The organism is Streptomyces hazeniae (assembly GCF_031845485.1).
Lineage (GTDB): Bacteria > Actinomycetota > Actinomycetes > Streptomycetales > Streptomycetaceae > Streptomyces > Streptomyces hazeniae.
Genome location: NZ_JAVREQ010000002.1, coordinates 107,557 through 124,228 on the forward strand (window position 1 = coordinate 107,557; position 16,672 = coordinate 124,228).

Annotated in this window: 19 protein-coding genes; 9 read left to right on the plus strand and 10 right to left on the minus strand. The window is 74.1% G+C overall.

Annotation, left to right across the window (positions count from 1 at the left end):
* Window positions 1-62: 62 nt before the first annotated feature.
* Window positions 63-932 carry a dihydropteroate synthase gene (gene folP / locus RM572_RS04260; protein WP_311671915.1) on the minus strand — a complete coding sequence of 290 codons (870 nt, stop codon included), beginning with the start codon at window positions 930-932 and terminating at the stop codon, window positions 63-65.
* Between the two features lie 173 nt (window positions 933-1,105).
* On the opposite strand from folP, the gene RM572_RS04265 reads away from it, so the two are divergent.
* Window positions 1,106-1,528 (plus strand): DivIVA domain-containing protein, encoded by a 423-nt coding sequence (locus RM572_RS04265; protein ID WP_027764475.1) that lies wholly within the window; start codon window positions 1,106-1,108, stop codon window positions 1,526-1,528.
* Window positions 1,518-2,108: a DNA-3-methyladenine glycosylase I gene (locus RM572_RS04270; RefSeq protein ID WP_311671916.1), complete on the plus strand. Its 591-nt coding sequence runs from the start codon at window positions 1,518-1,520 to the stop codon at window positions 2,106-2,108. The genes RM572_RS04265 and RM572_RS04270 overlap by 11 nt, the downstream gene beginning before the upstream one ends.
* A gap of 56 nt (window positions 2,109-2,164) precedes the next feature.
* Here the strand turns inward: RM572_RS04270 and chcB are convergent, their stop codons facing one another.
* Complete coding sequence (gene chcB / locus RM572_RS04275; RefSeq protein WP_311671917.1) at window positions 2,165-2,953, minus strand: 2-cyclohexenylcarbonyl CoA isomerase; 789 nt, start codon at window positions 2,951-2,953, stop codon at window positions 2,165-2,167.
* Window positions 2,954-3,282: 329 nt separating this feature from the next.
* Between chcB and RM572_RS04280 the strand changes: the two genes are divergently transcribed.
* The gene (locus RM572_RS04280; RefSeq protein ID WP_106965600.1) at window positions 3,283-3,450 is read left to right on the plus strand and encodes a DUF3117 domain-containing protein; all 168 of its coding nucleotides are present in this window, start codon (window positions 3,283-3,285) and stop codon (window positions 3,448-3,450) included.
* 133 nt (window positions 3,451-3,583) lie between these two features.
* On the opposite strand, the gene RM572_RS04285 is transcribed toward RM572_RS04280, so the two are convergent.
* Window positions 3,584-4,276, minus strand: coding sequence for an O-methyltransferase (locus RM572_RS04285; RefSeq protein WP_311671918.1), 693 nt, complete (start codon window positions 4,274-4,276; stop codon window positions 3,584-3,586).
* 130 nt (window positions 4,277-4,406) lie between these two features.
* Between RM572_RS04285 and sigE the strand changes: the two genes are divergently transcribed.
* The 5 genes from sigE to RM572_RS04310 all read left to right on the plus strand — a co-directional run bounded on the left by sigE (window position 4,407) and on the right by RM572_RS04310 (window position 9,962).
* Window positions 4,407-5,258 carry an RNA polymerase sigma factor SigE gene (sigE, locus tag RM572_RS04290; RefSeq protein ID WP_311671919.1) on the plus strand — a complete coding sequence of 284 codons (852 nt, stop codon included), beginning with the start codon at window positions 4,407-4,409 and terminating at the stop codon, window positions 5,256-5,258.
* Entirely contained in the window at window positions 5,255-6,142 is an 888-nt protein-coding gene (locus RM572_RS04295) for a hypothetical protein (protein WP_311671920.1), read from the plus strand. The genes sigE and RM572_RS04295 overlap by 4 nt, the downstream gene beginning before the upstream one ends.
* Before the next feature lie 483 nt (window positions 6,143-6,625).
* On the plus strand, window positions 6,626-8,296 hold the full coding sequence (locus RM572_RS04300) for a S1C family serine protease (protein ID WP_311671921.1): 1,671 nt from the start codon (window positions 6,626-6,628) through the stop codon (window positions 8,294-8,296).
* A gap of 174 nt (window positions 8,297-8,470) precedes the next feature.
* Window positions 8,471-8,947, plus strand: a complete 477-nt coding sequence (locus RM572_RS04305) for a sec-independent translocase (protein ID WP_311671922.1) — start codon at window positions 8,471-8,473, stop codon at window positions 8,945-8,947.
* 322 nt (window positions 8,948-9,269) lie between these two features.
* Complete coding sequence (locus RM572_RS04310) at window positions 9,270-9,962, plus strand: hypothetical protein (RefSeq protein ID WP_311671923.1); 693 nt, start codon at window positions 9,270-9,272, stop codon at window positions 9,960-9,962.
* 122 nt (window positions 9,963-10,084) lie between these two features.
* On the opposite strand, the gene RM572_RS04315 is transcribed toward RM572_RS04310, so the two are convergent.
* From RM572_RS04315 to RM572_RS04325, 3 genes are read right to left on the minus strand one after another with little or no spacing between them, the layout of a single operon-like run.
* Window positions 10,085-11,245, minus strand: coding sequence for an Mrp/NBP35 family ATP-binding protein (locus RM572_RS04315; protein ID WP_311671924.1), 1,161 nt, complete (start codon window positions 11,243-11,245; stop codon window positions 10,085-10,087).
* Between the two features lie 45 nt (window positions 11,246-11,290).
* Window positions 11,291-12,007: a DUF1003 domain-containing protein gene (locus RM572_RS04320; protein WP_311671925.1), complete on the minus strand. Its 717-nt coding sequence runs from the start codon at window positions 12,005-12,007 to the stop codon at window positions 11,291-11,293.
* On the minus strand, window positions 12,000-13,361 hold the full coding sequence (locus tag RM572_RS04325) for a magnesium transporter MgtE N-terminal domain-containing protein (RefSeq protein ID WP_311671926.1): 1,362 nt from the start codon (window positions 13,359-13,361) through the stop codon (window positions 12,000-12,002). Before RM572_RS04325 ends, RM572_RS04320 begins: the two co-directional genes overlap by 8 nt.
* Before the next feature lie 261 nt (window positions 13,362-13,622).
* Here RM572_RS04325 and RM572_RS04330 point away from each other — a divergent pair, with 261 nt between their 5' ends.
* Window positions 13,623-14,390 (plus strand): hypothetical protein, encoded by a 768-nt coding sequence (locus tag RM572_RS04330; protein ID WP_311671927.1) that lies wholly within the window; start codon window positions 13,623-13,625, stop codon window positions 14,388-14,390.
* Window positions 14,391-14,399: 9 nt separating this feature from the next.
* Here the strand turns inward: RM572_RS04330 and RM572_RS04335 are convergent, their stop codons facing one another.
* From RM572_RS04335 to RM572_RS04350, 4 genes are all read right to left on the minus strand, one after another.
* Window positions 14,400-14,621, minus strand: a complete 222-nt coding sequence (locus RM572_RS04335; protein WP_311671928.1) for a hypothetical protein — start codon at window positions 14,619-14,621, stop codon at window positions 14,400-14,402.
* Window positions 14,621-15,535 (minus strand): hypothetical protein, encoded by a 915-nt coding sequence (locus RM572_RS04340; RefSeq protein ID WP_311671929.1) that lies wholly within the window; start codon window positions 15,533-15,535, stop codon window positions 14,621-14,623. Before RM572_RS04340 ends, RM572_RS04335 begins: the two co-directional genes overlap by 1 nt.
* Window positions 15,536-15,624: 89 nt before the next feature.
* Entirely contained in the window at window positions 15,625-16,056 is a 432-nt protein-coding gene (locus tag RM572_RS04345; protein WP_311671930.1) for a protein-tyrosine phosphatase family protein, read from the minus strand.
* 87 nt (window positions 16,057-16,143) lie between these two features.
* Window positions 16,144-16,584 carry a hypothetical protein gene (locus RM572_RS04350; RefSeq protein ID WP_311671931.1) on the minus strand — a complete coding sequence of 147 codons (441 nt, stop codon included), beginning with the start codon at window positions 16,582-16,584 and terminating at the stop codon, window positions 16,144-16,146.
* Between the last annotated feature and the right edge of the window lie 88 nt (window positions 16,585-16,672).

The window sequence follows — 16,672 nt, forward strand, 5'->3', positions numbered from 1 at the left end:
CGGGGCCGGGCAACGGGTGCGGGTACGGCGGCGCTGTGGCGCCGCGGTCGGCCGGGACGCCGTCAGGCGAGCCCGCGGCGGGCCACGGCGGGCGGGCGGTGGCCGGCGAGGGAGGCCACCATGTCCAGGACCTGCCGGGTCTCCGCCACCTCGTGCACCCGGTACATCTGCGCACCGAGCCACGCGGAGACCGCCGTCGTGGCCAGCGTCCCGGTCAGCCGCTCCTTCACCGGCCGGTCCAGCGTCTCCCCGACGAAGTCCTTGTTCGACAGGGACACCAGCACCGGCCAGCCCGTCCCGACCATCTCGCCGAGCCGCCGCGTGGCCTCCAGCGAGTGCCGGGTCGACTTCCCGAAGTCGTGCCCGGGGTCGATCAGGATGCCGTCCCGCCGCACTCCCAGCTCCACGGCGCGCTCCGCGAGACCGAGGGTCACGCGGAGGATGTCGGCCATCACTCCGCCGTCGCCGTCGTACGTCACCCGGTGCGGGCGGGTCCGCGGCCGCGCGCCGCCCGCGTGCGTGCAGACCAGGCCGGCGCCGTGCCGGGCGGCGACCTCCGCCAGGAGCGGATCGACGCCGCCCCAGGCGTCGTTGAGCAGGTCGGCGCCCTCCGCGCACACGGCGTCGCCGACCTCGTGCCGCCAGGTGTCGACGCTGATCACCACGTCCGGGTGGCGCCGTCGCACCTCGGCCACGAAACCGGCGGTGCGCCGCACCTCCTCCGCGACGGTGACGTCGTCGCCGGGGCCGGCCTTCACCCCGCCGATGTCGATGACGGCGGCGCCCTCGGCCACCGCCTGCTCCACGCGGTCCAGGGCCGGGCCGTCGCGGAAGGTGGCGCCCTGGTCGTAGAACGAGTCGGGCGTACGGTTCACGATCGCCATGATCACCGGCTCGTGTTCGCCGAACTCGCGTGTCCCCAGGCGCAGCATCCGCCATCCTCTCCTCTCGTCCCGGCCGAGCCGCGCACGTCCGCGTGCCCCGGCTCACCGCAGGTCACCGCTCGGGTACCCGCCGCCGAGGGTAGCTGTCGGCGCGGCGTGGGACGATCGTTGCCAACGGTCCGCGGAACGGCCGCGGAGCGACGAAGAAGAACCTCGGGGAGATGGCCGTGTTCTGGTTCCTGCTGATCTCGCTGGTCGTGGTGATCGCCGCGATCACGCTCGCCGTGGTGGGCAGCCTCGACGGGGACGGACGTGGGGACGCGGTGCGCGGCGGGCTGGCCGATGCGCCGCCGGACCGCCTGCACGAACCGTTGCCGGCTTCCCGCGCGGTCGGCCGCGCCGACGTCGACGCGCTGCGCCTGCCCACCGCCGCCCGTGGTTACCGCATGCAGGACGTCGACGACGTGCTGGACCGGCTCGGCGCGGAGCTCGCCGAGCGTGACGCGCGCATCGCGGAACTGGAGTCCGCGCTGGCGGGAGCGCAGGCGGTCGCCTCCGGGCACGGGGGGCTGTTCGACAAGGCACGCGAGGAGCACGAGGCCGCCGGCGGCCGGGGCGCGCAGGAGCACGGCGATGGCCGCTGACGGCGCGGCCCTGCCGGGCCCGGACGGCCGCCTGCGCTGCCCCTGGGGACTGTCCGCGGAGGACTACGTCGCCTACCACGACACCGAGTGGGGCCGTCCCGTACACGGCGACGACGCCCTCTTCGAACGGATCTGCCTCGAGGCCTTCCAGTCGGGGCTCTCCTGGCTGACGATCCTGCGCCGCCGCGAGGGCTTCCGTGCGGCGTTCGACGGATTCCGCATCGCGCGGGTCGCGGCCTTCACCGAGGAGGACGAGGCGCGGCTCCTCACGGACACCGGCATCATCCGCAACGGAGCCAAGATCCGGGCGACGACGGCCAACGCGAAGGTCCTCGCCGCGTGGGAGCCGGGCGAGCTGGACGCCCTGGTGTGGTCCTTCGCGCCGGAGGCGGCGGGGCGTCCGGCGCCGAAGGTGCACGGCGACGTGCCGGCCGTGACGGACGAGTCCACCGCGTTGTCCAAGGCCCTGAAGAAGCGCGGCCTGCGCTTCGTCGGCCCCACCACGGCGTACGCGCTGATGCAGGCCTGCGGCCTCGTGGACGACCACCTCGCCGACTGCGCCTTCCGCGGAACCGCCTGACGCGGGCCGGGCTCCCGGCCCGCGTCGGGCGAGGTCCCCGGAAGCCCGGCGGGGGATCAGCGGCCGACGTACCGCGGCGTCTCCTTGGCGACGAACGCCTCCACCGCGATGGTGTGGTCCTCCGTCCCCCCGGAACGGATCTGCAGCTCCGCTTCCTTCTCCAGGGTCTCGGCGAGGGAGTGCTCCGCCCCGTACGCCAGCGACTCCTTGATCGCCGCGTACGCCGCCGTCGGCCCCTCGGCCAGCTTCCGCGCCACGGCCCGCGCCTCGTCGGCCAGTTCGGCCGCCGGGACGACCCGGTTGGCGAGGCCCAGTTCCAGGGCCTCCGGGGCCTTCACGGACCGCGGGAAGAGCAGCAGGTCCTGGGCGCGGCTGGGGCCCACCAGGCGGGGCAGCGTCCAGGACATCCCGGAGTCGGCGGTCAGGGCGATCCCGGCGAAGGCGGTGTTGAACGCGGCCGTGTCCGCCACGATCCGGTAGTCCGCGGCGAACGCGAACCCCGCCCCCGCCCCCGCGGCGACGCCGTTCACGCCGGCGACGACCGGCTTGGGCATGGCCGCGAGGGCCAGCGTGATCGGGTTGTAGTGGTCGTGGACGGTGGTCAGGGCGTCGCCGCCCTTGTCGCGCAGGGCGCCGATGTGCTCCTTCAGGTCCTGCCCGACGCAGAACGCCCGCCCGTTGCCGGTCAGCAGCACCGCACGGACGCCCGGGTCGTCCGCGGCCCGCCGCAGACCGTCGCGCAGGGCCTCCTTGGTGGCGGTGTCGAGCGCGTTCATCGCGTCGGGGCGGTTGAGGGTGACGGTGGCGAGTCCCTCGGTCACGTCGTACAGCACGGTGTCGGACATGGGCACAGCATCCCCCAGAGCACCCGGCTTCCGACAGGCGCAACGATGCCCGGCGGCTTCCGCGGAATGTGACGTGCGTCAAACTCGTACGGCCCGATGAACGGCAAAAGGCGGGGTCCCGGCGAACAGAGGGCGGAATTCCGGGCGACTGATCGCCGAATTGGGTGGTTTTGCGTAGGCGCGTTGCCGAAGGGTTGCCGACCGAAGTTGGTCATCGGGTCGTGCGATGCGGGATAATGGCGGAGAAGCAATGTGTTCGATGCCGGTGACACGTGCCTGTGCAGAGGCCGTCGGCTGACGATGAGCTGGTTTCAGGAAGGGGAACGAGCATGGCGGCCATGAAGCCGCGGACGGGCGACGGCCCGCTCGAGGTGACCAAGGAGGGGCGGGGCATCGTCATGCGCGTTCCGCTCGAAGGCGGCGGGCGACTCGTCGTCGAGCTGACCCCCGACGAAGCGGTAGCGCTCGGCGAAGAGCTGAAGAAGGTCTGCGGCTGACCCAGTCATCACCGTTCCGCCCCGGGAGCATCGCGCGCCGCGCGGCCCCGGGGCGGAGCCGTCTGTACGGCCGGAGGTTCCGGGTGCCGCCGTGCCGGGCGGCGCGAGCGGGTGAACCTTCCCGGTCACAGCACTAGCGGCCGGAGGCCCGCTTCACCGCACACAGCAGCCCGTCGCCGACCGGCAGCAGCGACGGCAGCAGGTCCACGCTCTCCCGCACCGTCCGCAGCAGCTCGCGCAGCCGCTCGACCTCGAGGCGCCGGTCGCCGGAGTCGACGGTGCTGCCGCCGGCGAAGACGCCCTCGAAACAGAGGAGCCCTCCCGGCCGCAGCAGGCGCAGCGATTCGCCCAGGTAGTCCGGGTACTCCGACCGGGCTCCGTCGCAGAACACCAGGTCGTACCCGCCGTCCGCGAGACGGGGCAGCACGTCCAGGGCGTGGCCGGGGATGAAGCGCGCCCGGTTCCCGGCGAAGCCGGCGGTGCGGAACGCCTCCCGGGCGAACGTCTGCCGCTCCGGTTCGAGGTCGACGGTGGTGAGGACGCCGTCCGGCCGCATCCCGCGCAGCAGGTGGATGCCCGAGACTCCGGTCCCGGTCCCGATCTCGGCGACCGCCTTGGCGTCCACGGTGGCCGCCAGCAGCCGGAGCGCGGCGCCCGTGCCCTGTGAAACCGGGCGCACGCCGGCGTCGCGGGCGCGCTCGCGGGCCCAGTCCAGGGCTGCGCTCTCCGCGTTCTCGGCGAGCTCGGAGCCGTAGGCGTCGGCGAACGCCCAGCTCGTCTGCCGGTTGCCGGTAATGGCCCTCTCCTGTCCCCGTGGACGACGCAACGGTGACTGTATCCGTTGGGCCGGGAACCCGATGATGGGACCGGGCGTTGTGGGGAGAGGAAAGAGACCTGCGAAGCAGGACCGAAAGCCGGTCAATTCTGCTTATCCGGAGCTAACGGGCGAGGTGGCTATGGTTGGGGCTCCACTGGACACCACCAGAGCCGACAGGGGAGGTGCGGCTGCGCGCGGTGGCCTGGGAGTGCTGAGGCGCTTTCGTCGGCCGGCGGGCGAGCCGAAATCCGTGACCGACACCGCTGACCGCGTCCACACCGCCGCCGACTCCGCCAAGACCGCCACCTTCGACACCGATGCGGATGCGCAGGCCTGGACCCCTCCCTCCTGGGAGGAGATCGTCAGCACGCACAGCGCACGGGTCTACCGCCTGGCCTACCGCCTCACCGGCAACCAGCACGACGCCGAGGACCTCACCCAGGAGGTCTTCGTCCGCGTCTTCCGTTCCCTGTCGACGTACACGCCCGGCACCTTCGAGGGCTGGCTGCACCGCATCACCACCAACCTCTTCCTGGACACGGTGCGGCGGAAGCAGCGCATCCGGTTCGACGCCCTCGCCGACGACGCGGCGGAGCGGCTGCCGAGCCGCGAGCCCACCCCGCAGCAGCACTTCAACGACACGCACTTCGACGCCGACGTGCAGCAGGCGCTGGACACCCTGGCCCCGGAGTTCCGGGCCGCGGTGGTCCTCTGCGACATCGAGGGGCTGAGCTACGAGGAGATCGCCGCGACGCTGGGCGTGAAGCTGGGCACCGTGCGCAGCCGCATCCACCGCGGACGCTCGCACCTGCGCAAGGCGCTCAAGCACCGTTCACCGGCCGCGCGTTCGGAGCAGCAGGCCGGGCAGCCGCCGGAGCAGCCGGGCGAGGCGACGGAATCCGGGCCGTGGGCGCCGGAGCCGCAGACCGTGTCGACGACCGCCGTGGCGGTGCCGGCGGGTGGTGCGGCCGAGGGGGTCGGTCACGGGTGAACTCCAGCGACAACGGGCTCACGCCGGTCGAGCAGCATCTCGGGGACCGGCTCGCCGCGCTGGTCGACGGCGAGCTGGGTCACGACGCGCGGGAGCGCGTCCTGTCGCACCTCGCGACGTGCTGGAGCTGCAAGACCGAGGCGGACGCGCAGCGCAGGCTGAAGAGCGTCTTCGCGGACACCGCTCCCCCGCCGCCGTCCGACGGTCTGCTGGCCCGTCTCCAGGGCCTCCCGGCAGGCGGCGCCGGCGGCATGCCCGGCGGTTCCGGGCCCGGCGGCCTTTCCCGTGGCGACGCCCCCCTGACCGCGCCGGCCGGCGGCCTCGGCGGGGGCCGCTCGCCGCTGCTCTTCGCCCCGCTGCCGGGCGGTTCAGGGCCCAGCGTGCTCGCTCCCGCCCACGGCGCCCGCTCGCACCGGGACCACGACCTCGACCGTTCCGCCTCGCGGGGCCGGCGGTTCGCGTTCGCCGCGGCCGGCGCGTTCTCCATGGCGGCGCTCGCCCTGAGCGGCACGGTCGGCGGCGCCACGCTCAGCGGTGCCACCCAGGCCCCCGGCGAACGGGGCACGGCCTCGACCGCCAACCAGGCGCGGCCCGCCGCGACCACGGCCGCCGCAGCAGGCGAGTCGCGCCGGCGCACGGCCACCACGCTGAGCGCGGAGCGCGGTGCCCGCAGCCTGGCCGCCACGCCCATGCGGGCGCCGATCGCCCTGGTCGCCGCCTCGCACAGCCGTGCCCCGCTGGCCGGGTACTCCGTCTTCACGCCGTCGCTGACGCGGGCCCCGCTGCCGCCCCGGGTGGTGCCGGAAGCGCCGCCGACCGGAGTGGACGCCGAGCCGGCGCCCGCCCCCGCACCCGCGCTCCCCATGGCCGGCCCCCGGCCTTAGGGCCTGTCCGGCGGATCTTTGACGGCCGGCCCGCGTCGTCTGGTGCAGGGGGTCTCCCCAGGTCCGCCAGGACCGAGGGGACGCCTCGCACGGCGGAGGACCGCAGCTCGTACGTGTCGTACTCGCGCGATGCGACCGCGATGCGACAACGGTGGGGGCACCCCCGTGACCGAAGGGCCACGGGGGAGAGGTGCCGTAGCCGTCGTCGCGGGCCGAGAAGATCCGCCGGACAGGTCCTCGTCCTCCCGGGCGAACCGGCGAACCGGCGGACCACGGCCTCGCCCGTGACCGGCCCGGCAGGCGCGCGCGGCGCGCGCGGCGGCGCTCGCCCGAGCCTTCCGCCCGGGCGGGGCCTCGTGCGTCACGGCCGTGAGCGGCAACCCCCTCATACCCCAACCCCCCGGTGGTGCGGCGCGGCCGTTGCGGCGAGGAATGCGCGGGGCCGGGAGGACTTCCGCGCGTCCGGCTGGTTGAATCCTCCGCATGACCGAGGGGAAGCCGACCGCCCGCACGCCCCGGTGGTGGAGCCGCCCGGCTCCGGCCACCGCCGGAGCCCCCGCCGCGCCGCCGCCCGTCCAGGTCGGCCCGGGCGGTCCCGATCCCGATCCCGGGACCGGGACCGGGCCGGTCACCCAGCCTCCGCAGGCCGACCCGGTGCCGGCCCCACCACCGTCGGCCCGCCCGGACGCCGCAGCCCCCGCGGACGCCGCAGCCCCCGCGGACGCCGCAGCCCCCGCGGACGCCACGGCGCCCGCCGAGCCGCCGGCCGCCGCGCGTCCGCTGCACGCCCCGGACCCGTACGGCACCCCGCCGTACGGCGGCCCCGGGCCCTGGGCGCCCGCACCGCCGGTGCAGCGCCCCCAGCCCACTCCCGCGCACGGCGTCCACCTCCCTCCAGCGGTCGCCGGGCCGCCCGCACACGGCGCCGCGCAGCCACCCCCGGCCGCGCCCGCGGTCCCGGCCCTGCGGTACGACCCGTGGGCGGCGCCACTCGCGCCGCCCACGGCGCCCCCGGCCGTGCCACCCCGGCGACGGCGCGGCCGGGCCGGTGTCCTGGTCGGCGCGTTGCTCCTCGCCCTGGTCGCCGGCGTCTGCGGCGGCGTGGTCGGCACGTACGCCGAACGGAACGGCAGCTTCAGCACCGTCCGGCTCCCGCAGGCGCCCGCCGAGCAGAGCAGCCGCCGCGCCGAGGGCAGCGTCGCGGCGATCGCGCAGGCCGTGCTGCCCGGCGTGGTGACCATCCACGTCAGCGGGCCGGGCGGTCAGGGCACCGGCACGGGCTTCGTGCTGGACGACCGGGGCCACGTCCTCACCAATCACCACGTCGTCCAGCCCGCCGGGGACGGCGGCGCGTCGGGCGAGGTGCAGGTCCGTTTCCACAGTGGCCAGACCGCCGACGCGGAGGTGGTCGGCAGCGACGCCGGGTACGACCTGGCCGTGCTCCGCGTGGACGGCGTGTCCGGCCTGCACCCGCTGCCGCTCGGCAACTCCGACTCCGTCCGGGTCGGCGACCCGGTCATCGCCGTCGGCGCGCCCTACGACCTGGCGGGCACCGTCACCACGGGCATCATCAGCGCCAAGGAGCGCCCGGTGACCGCCGGCGGCGAGACGGAGGGCGGCGACGTGAGCTACGTGAACGCGCTGCAGACCGACGCCTCCATCAACCCCGGCAACTCGGGCGGCCCGCTCGTCGACGCCGAGGGCCGGGTGATCGGCATCAACAGCGCCATCCGGTCCGCGGACGAGAGCCCCTACGACATGCCCGGCGACACCGGGGGCGGCAGCATCGGGCTGGGTTTCGCCATCCCGGTCAACCAGGCCCGGCGGGTCGCCGAGGAACTGATCAACACCGGCCGCGCCACCCATCCCGTGATCGGCGTCTCGCTCGACCTGGCCCACCGCGGAGACGGCGCACGGGTCGCCGCGGACGACGACGGCGACCCCTCGGTGGTCCCCGGCGGTCCCGCCGACGAGGCCGGCATCCGGGCCGGAGACGTGGTGACGCGGGTCGACGGCGCACCCGTGGAGGACGCGGAGGAACTGATCGTGCGCATCCGCAGCCACCGCCCCGGCGACCGTCTCTCCCTCACCGTCGAACGGGACGGGGAGGAGCGCGTCGTACGGCTGACCCTCGGCTCGTCCGCGGGCGGCTGACCCGCCCGGCCGGCGGGGCGGCGGGAAGGCCGCAGCACCTGCGCCCGGGGCGTCCACAGGGCCGCCTGCCTGCGGTACCGTGCTGTCGGGGCCGTGCGGTCACGCACCCGTCCCGGTCACACACCGGCAAGGCCACGCAGACGACGGTCGCGGACGACGCTTGAGGGAGTGAAGGTGTTCGACATAGGAGTCCCCGAGCTGATCGCGCTCATCGTCCTCGCCATCTTCGTCTTCGGCCCGGAGAAGCTGCCGAAGCTGATCCAGGACGTGGCCGGGCTCGTCCGCAAAGTGCGGGCGTTCTCCGACAACGCCAAGGAGGACATCCGCAGCGAGCTGGGCCCGGAGTTCAAGGACTTCGAGTTCGAGGACCTCAACCCGAAGAACTTCGCCCGCAAGCACCTGCTGGACAACGACGATCTTGGCATCAAGGAGATCCGCAACGGCTTCGACCTGCGCAAGGACCTCGCGGAGGTCACCGACGCGGTCAACAGCCGGGACGACGACTCCGGCACGGTCCCCGTCAGCGCCTCCCCGAACGGCTCCACGGCGTCCGCCGCCGAGGAGCCGGGCAGCGTGCGGCTCGACAAGGACGGCGGGAAGCCCGGTACGGCGGCGGACGACGCGCCGCCGTACGACGCCGACGCCACCTGAGACCGCCGCTCGCGCCGCCTCCGGTCCGTCCTCCTCCGGCGGCCGCCGTACGCCGTCCCGGTGCTTCGGCGACCGCCCCTCCCGCCGGTCACTCGCGTGACCTCCGTCACCCCCGCCACTCGCGTCACCCTGGGGCGATAGCAGTTACTCCGCACGTCCGCGGGGATTTCCGCGTCGGCGCGCGAAGCATTCGGGGGGCGCGTAACGTCAGGCATGCCCGACACGGCCGTTCCGGGTGGCTATCCTCCCTGTGTCCGTGGTCGGGCGTCCCGGGCCTCTGAGCCGGGCCGACCGAGGAAGCCAACGAGGAGGCGTCGCGCACATGGAGACGACGAGTCGGGTGGAACCGCAGGCAGTGCCCGGCGGTACGCCGGCCGGCGAAGAAGCGCCCGCCGCACAGGACGCGCCCGGAGCGAGACGGGGGGTCGACGGATACCTGACGGCCGACTTCCCCTGGTACGGCCTCGACGAGGCGTTCACGGGGGCCCGCTGGCTGATGCGGGTCGGCACGGCCGCCGACGGCACCGTCGAGCACGGCTCGACCGGTCACGGCGAGGTGCCGTCCTGGAAGGGGGACCAGGGCCTGGAGGTCCAGCGGTTCGCCGTGGTGGTGACCGTCGCGGGGCGTCCGGTGCGCCACAGCGGCGACGGCACCGGCGTGCTGGAGGCGACCTCGGTGTCGACCGCCGCCTGGCTGGCCGGCTCGGGGCTGCTGTCCTGCACCTGGCCGACCGAGATGGAGCGGGCACTGCGGCAGGACTGGCTCGACCAGCAGACCGCCCTCTCCTGGGAGCTCGCCGACGACCTGGGCGGTTCCGGCTGGTCCCGGCTCACCCTCCCGGTGGACGGGGTGCCGACCGAGTTCCACTACCGCGAGTCCGAGTACGGCTGGGTGCTCGCCGGGCCCGCCCAGGAGGGCGTGCACATCGGCGCCTACGGGCGCGGCATGAGCGCGTACGGCCTTGGCTTCTCCGTGGTGAAGGACATCGCGGGCTACGCGCCGCCCGCCGACTGAGCCGGCGGACCGGACGGGCGCCCCCGCGACCCCTGCCGGACGTCCCCGCAGCCCGCGACGGTGAAGGGCCGCACCCCGAGGGTGCGGCCCTTCACCGTGCTGCGGCGCCCCGCCCGGGGGCGTCAGAACTTGTTGCTCGGCGTCAGCCCCAGCGACATGCCGGACAGCCCACGCTCGCGTCCGCCGATCTTGCCCGCCACCGCGCGGATGGCCGCGCCGGCCGGCGACTCGGGGCCAGTCAGCACCACGGGCCTGCCCTCGTCGCCGCCCTCGCGCAGCCGGACGTCGATCGGGATGGAACCGAGCACCGGCACCTGGGCGCCGGTCGTCCTGGTCAGTCCGTCGGCCACCCGCTGGCCGCCGCCAGTGCCGAACACGTCCACCATCTCGTCGCAGTGCGGGCAGGGCAGACCGGACATGTTCTCGATCACGCCGACGATCTTCTGGTGCGTCTGCACCGCGATCGACCCGGCCCGCTCGGCCACCTCGGCGGCCGCCTGCTGCGGCGTCGTCACCACCAGGATCTCCGCGTTCGGGATCAGCTGGGCGACGGAGATCGCGATGTCGCCGGTGCCCGGCGGCAGGTCCAGCAGCAGCACGTCCAGGTCGCCCCAGTAGACGTCCGCCAGGAACTGCTGCAGCGCACGGTGCAGCATCGGGCCGCGCCACACGACCGGCGCGTTCCCCGGGGTGAACATGCCGATGGAGATGACCTTCACGCCGTTCGCCGACGGCGGCATGATCATGTCCTCGACCTGGGTGGGCCGGGCGTCGTCCGTGCCCAGCATGCGCGGCACCGAGTGGCCGTAGATGTCCGCGTCCACGACGCCGACCTTCAGCCCGTCCGCCGCCATCGCCGCGGCGAGGTTGACCGTGACGGAGGACTTGCCGACGCCGCCCTTGCCGGACGCCACGCAGTACACGCGGGTCAGCGATCCCGGCTGCGCGAAGGGCACCTCCCGCTCGGCCTTGCCGCCGCGCAGCGAGTCGCGCAGCTCACGGCGCTGCTCGTCGCTCATCACGTCCAGCTCCACGCTGACGCCGGAGACGCCCGGCACCTTCTGCACGGCCTCGGTGACGTTCGCCGTGATCGTGTCGCGCATCGGGCAGCCCGAGACCGTGAGGTAGACGCCGACCGCGACCGAGCCGTCCGGTGCGACGTCGACGGATTTGACCATCCCCAGGTCGGTGATCGGCCGGTGGATCTCCGGGTCGTTCACCGTCGCCAGTGCGGCGCGCACCGCGTCCTCGGTGGGAGTGGTCTCGTACGGTTCGGTAGCCATGGGGAAATGGTAAGGGGACGGGACCGCCGTGCCGAAGGGGAGCCGTCAGCGGTCTTGGTCACCCCTGCGGCGCCGCGGGCCGCGCTGCGCGCCGGGCTCCGGGTCCGTCCGGCGGTCGCGGCCGTGCGGTTCGCGCCCGTCCCCTTCGCGGCCCCGCCCCGCCCGGCGATGCTCGCCCGGGTGCTCGTAGCCGTGACCGTCGTGCGGCGGGGCGTCGGGCGCCGGGCCGTGACCGTTCGTGTGCTGCAGCTCCTTGACCACGTCCTGGAGCTCGGAGCGGATCCAGTCGCGGGTCGCCACCTCGCCCAGCCCCAGCCGCAGCGACGCGACCTCCCGGGACAGGAACTCCGTGTCGGCGATGCTGCGGTCGTTGCGCTTCCGGTCCTGCTCCAGGTTCACCCGGTCCCGGTCGTCCTGCCGGTTCTGCGCCAGCAGGATCAGCGGCGCGGCGTACGACGCCTGGAGCGACAGAGCCAGCGTCAGCAGGATGAACGGGTACTCGTCGAACCGCACGGCCGGCGGCATCACCACGTTCCAGCCGATCCAGAGGATCACCACCGCCGTCATCCAGACGATGAAGCGGCCGGTGCCCAGGAAGCGGGCGATCTTCTCCGACAGGCGCCCGAAGGCGTCCGGGTCGTACTCCGGCAGCAGGCTGCGCCGCGGCACCCGCGGCTGGTCCAGCCGTACCCGCGTGCCCGTGCCGGCCGCGGCGGCGCCCGCGCCCGCGCGGGAGGGGCGCTGCTCGTCGCGCTCAGCCATCGAAGGCCCTTCGTACGTCCTCGCGCAGCTCCTCGGTGGTCGCGGCGCCGCCGGTGTCGGCCGCGGGGCCCGGCGCGCCGTCCCCCGACAGGCCGGGCAGGGCCGCCGCCGGGGACTCGCGCCAGTCCGACGGCAGCAGGTGGTCCAGGACGTCGTCGACCGTCACGGCGCCCAGCAGGTGCTCGCCGTCGTCGACGACGGGCGCCGCGACGATGTTGTACGTCGCCAGGTAGCTGGTCAGTGCCGGAAGCCGGGTGTCGGGAGGCAGCGGCCGCAGGTCGCTGTCCACGATCGAACCCACCAGCGTGAACGGCGGGTCGCGCAGCAGCCGCTGGAAGTGCACCACGCCCAGGTACTTCCCGGTCGGTGTCTCGTCCGGCGGCCGCACCACGTACACCTGCGCGGCCAGCGGCGCCGACAGGTCCGCGTTCCGCACCCGGGCCAGGGCCTCCGCGACCGTCGCGTCCGGCCGCAGGATGATCGGCTCGGTGGTCATCATGCCGCCGGCCGTGTCCTCCTCGTACGTGAGCAACCGCCGCACGGGTGCCGCGTCCTGCGGCCGCATCAGAGTGAGGAGACGTTCCTGCTCCTCCTCCGGCAGCTCCGACAGCAGGTCGGCCGCGTCGTCCGGGTCCATCGCCTCCAGCACGTCAGCGGCTCGCTCGTCCTTCAGCTTGCCCAGGATCTCCACCTGGTCGTCCTCGGGCAGCTCCTCCAGCACGTCCGCCAGCCGGTCGTCGTCCAGTGCGGCCGCCACCTCGGCACGCCGCTTCGGCGACAGGTGGTGCAGCACGTTCGCCAGGTCCGGCGCCCGCAGCTGCTCGAAGGTGGCCAGCAGGTTAGCGGCGCCCTGGCCCGACTCCTCCAGCGCGAAGCCCGTCACCGCCGACCACTCCACGGTCAGCGTCTCGCCCCGGCGCCGCAGCGTCGCGGACCGGCCCCCCCGGCCCCGGCGCACGAAGACCTTGTCGATCTGCCAGTCACGGCGGGCCGGGAGCTGCGCGATCCCGACGTCCAGCACCGTGGCCTCCTCGCCGGACTCCACCAGCGTCACCCGCCGGTCCAGCAGTTCGCCCAGCACCAGCGTCTCGGTGGGGCGCTGCTCGAACCGGCGCATGTTCAGCACGCCGGTGGTGATCACCTGGCCCGACTCGACGCCCGTCACCCGTGTCATCGGCAGGAACACCCGACGCCGGCTCACGACCTCCACGACCAGTCCCAGAACTCCGGGCGCCCGCCCGCCGGGCCGCAGCTGGGTCACCACGTCGCGGACGCGGCCCACGCGGTCGCCGTTCGGGTCGAAGACCGAGACGCCGGACAGATGCGAGACGAAGACCCGGGAGGAACCTGCCATCGGACGTGCTCCCTTCCTCCCGGCCCGGTCGCGCCGTCGCCGGGGCGCGGCGGGCGGCGGGCGGGCCGGGGGCTGAACGAGGGCGTTCCGCCCCCTTGCGGCGCCCCGCGACCCGGCGTTTCGTCCGCTTCAGACTAACGTGCCCCCACCCGCCCCCGCCCCGCGACATGGCAGGTGGCGACTGCCTCATCACGGCCCCACACCTGCCGGGTAAGGTGCGGCCCTGTCCCCCTCTCCCCCCTTCCTCCGGAGGAAGCCCCAGTGACGCGACGGGTCCGCACTCGACGGAGTGCCGCGCTGACGGCGGCCATCTGCGTGGGACTCACCGTGTCCCTCACCGCCTGCGGTGACGACCCGGACCAGGGCACCAACGGCGTCCAGGAGCTGCCGCCCGCGAAGATCGAGAAGAAGGCCCGCACCGCGGTCGAGGGCGCCGAGTCCGTCCGCCTCTCCGGCACCATCGTGGCCAAGGGCGACACCTACCGCCTGGAGATGCGGCTCAAGGACACCGGCGCCGTGGGCGAGGTCGCCACCAAGGGCGGCGAGACCTTCTCCCTCCTGCGCGTCGAGGAGGACCTCTACCTCAAGGCCGGCGCCGCCTTCTGGGTCGACCAGGAGAAGGGTGACAAGGGCGAACCCTCCGAGGCCGACCTCGCCGCGGCACAGAAGCTCGAGGGCAAGTACGTCAAGGTCCCCGACGGCGACGCGGCGTACGACCAGCTCAGCGGCTTCACACGGATGGACGTCCTGCTCGAGGGCCTGCTCGTGCTCGACGGCGAACGCACCACCGGGGACCGGCTGGAGGTCGCCGGCACCCGCGCCGTCCAGGTCCTCGCCGGCGACGGCTCCGGCGGCTCCATAGCCGTCTCCCTGGAGGGCACGCCCTACCCCCTCCGCCTCAAACGCGCCGGCGGCGCGGGAACCGTCGAACTCGACGAGTGGAACCAGGGCTTCGCCATACACGCCCCCAAGGACGGCAACGTCGTCGACTACGGCAAGAAGATCTCCGCCTCCACCGACGACGCCTGACCGGCCGGTTCAGTCTCCGCCGAAGACCTCGTCGGCCGTGGTGGCGGTGATGGCGCGGCGGAACCAGGTCTTCAGCACGCTGGGGTCGTGGCATGTGGTGATGCGGTGGCGGGCCTCGTCGGGGATGTGCACCTCGCGCTCTTCGAGCAGGAGCACGATGTCCTCCGCCCGGCCTTCGGCGCGGAGGCGTTGGGAGGTCTCGGAGCGGAAGAAGGAAAGGTCCACGGCCATCAGGTGCCTGACGTTCTCGGGGTTTCCGCGAAGATCTCGTCGGCCGTGGTGGCGGTGATGGCGCGGCGGAGCCAGGTGCCGAGGAGGTCGAGGTCGTGGCACGCGGTGATGCGGCGGCGGGCCTCGTCGGGGACGTCGACGGAGCGCTCGTCGAGCAGGAGCAGAACGTCCTGAGCGCGGCCCTCCGCCTGCCCGGCGGCATGACCCTCCGCCCGGCCTTCGGCGCGGAGGCGTTGGGAGGTCTCGGAGCGGAAGAAGGAGAGGTCGACGGCCATCAGGTTCCTCCAGGTCTGGGCTGCCGGGGCGTCGCCCAGGCCGAGTTCGGTGAGTTCGGCGAAGACGCTCGCGGTGTCGTCGTCGAGCGTCTTCATGGCGGAGGCCAGCGCTTCCAGTATGTCAGCGACCTCCGGGTCGCGGGCGTGCGTGACGGCGGAGAGGGTGGCGAGGGGGATGTCCCGGGCGGCGCGGGCGGGGTCGGTGATCACGGGCACGTTGTGGGGCCCGAGGACCAGGGGGCGGAGCGTCAGCGCGCTCCACTGGGGTGGCCCGATGTGGACCGGGGCGCTCGCCCAGGTCGCGGTCCGCTGGTCCTGACAGACCACGAGGAGGACTGGCGGGATGCCGTACTTCGCGTAGAGGTGCGCGAGGTAGTACGCCCAGCTGGACGCCTTTCCCGGGTCTCTCCGGCTCTGTGCCTCGACGGCCAGCAGGAAGCTCGGCCCGGCGTCCGTGTCGAACCGCAGGAGGGTGTCCACGCGGCGCTCCAGGGGGCGCGTCTCCGTGAGGTCCGTGGGCAGCAGGGCCGCGGTGACGGGCTCGTCGAACGGGATGCCGAGGGCCCGGAAGGTACGCGCGAACACACCGGGGTCCTCCTGGAAGATCCGGTGCATCGCCTCGTGGGAAGAGCTGACCATGCGTCAGATGCTAGGTCCGCCCACCGCCCCGCATCACCCGAACAGCCTGCGGTTCACGCGAACAGGTGAACGGGAGTGCCGCAGGAACGTCACGGCTGGAAGCGCCGGACGTAGCGGCGCTGCCAGGGGGTCTCCACCGCGCGGGGGTGGTAGTGGCGCCGGACGTGGGCGACGGCGTCGGCGGCGGGGACGCCGTCGAGGACGGCGAGGCAGGCGAGGGCGGTGCCGGTACGGCCGCGGCCGCCTGCGCAGGCGACCTCGACGCGTTCGCGGGCGGCGCGCGTCCACGCTTCGGCGAGCAGGGCGCGGGCGAGGTCGCGGTCGGCCGGGAGGCGGAAGTCCGGCCAGCGGAGCCAGCGGGATTCCCAGGGGGTCGGCGGTGGCTGCGTGCCGAGGAGGTGGAGCGCGAAGTCCGGTGCCGGGCCGTCGGGCAGCGGCGCGCGGAGGCCGCGCCCGCGGACGAGGCGTCCGGAGGGGAGGGGGACGACGCCGGTGGCGCCGGGTTCCCAGGTGCCGGTCACCCTCGCACCCTAGCGAGGGGTGAGGACGCAGCGCGGCCCGCCCCGGAAGAGGGCGGGCCGCTCGAAGAGCGGGGGAGGACCCAGGCGTCAGAGGGAGCAGACGGCGTAGACCGTGAGCGGGAGGCCGTGGAGCTTCTCGTCCGGGCGGTTCAGCTCGTCCTGCTTCTTCTCGGCCTTCTTTCCGGCCTTGCCCTCCTTGCTCTGCTTGCTCTCCTTCTGCTCGCCGTTCTTCTCCGGGGGCTCGACCTCGCCGAGGGCGCGGCCCTCCCAGCCGAGGCCGTCCTGAGTGGGGCGGGAGTAGAGGGTGGCGACCTCGTCCTTGTGGTCGACGGCGACGCCTCCGCCGGTGGCCCGGTATCCGAGCGGGCAGCGAGCGGTCACGTCGCCGTACCCGCTCTCGTGCACGACTTTGGTCGGGCCGCCGCTCATCGGGAGCGGGACCGTGTGGGCCGTCGCGGCGGGGGCGGCGCCGAGGGTGAGGGCTGTGGCAAGTGCGGCGGTGGGGAGCAGACGGGTCGTCAGGCGCATGGTGTGGCCTGTCCTTTCGGAGTGTGCGGGGGAGACGGGAGGCTGTGTCCCCCGTCGCGGGAGCGCCACCACCTGCCTCGTGCAGAGA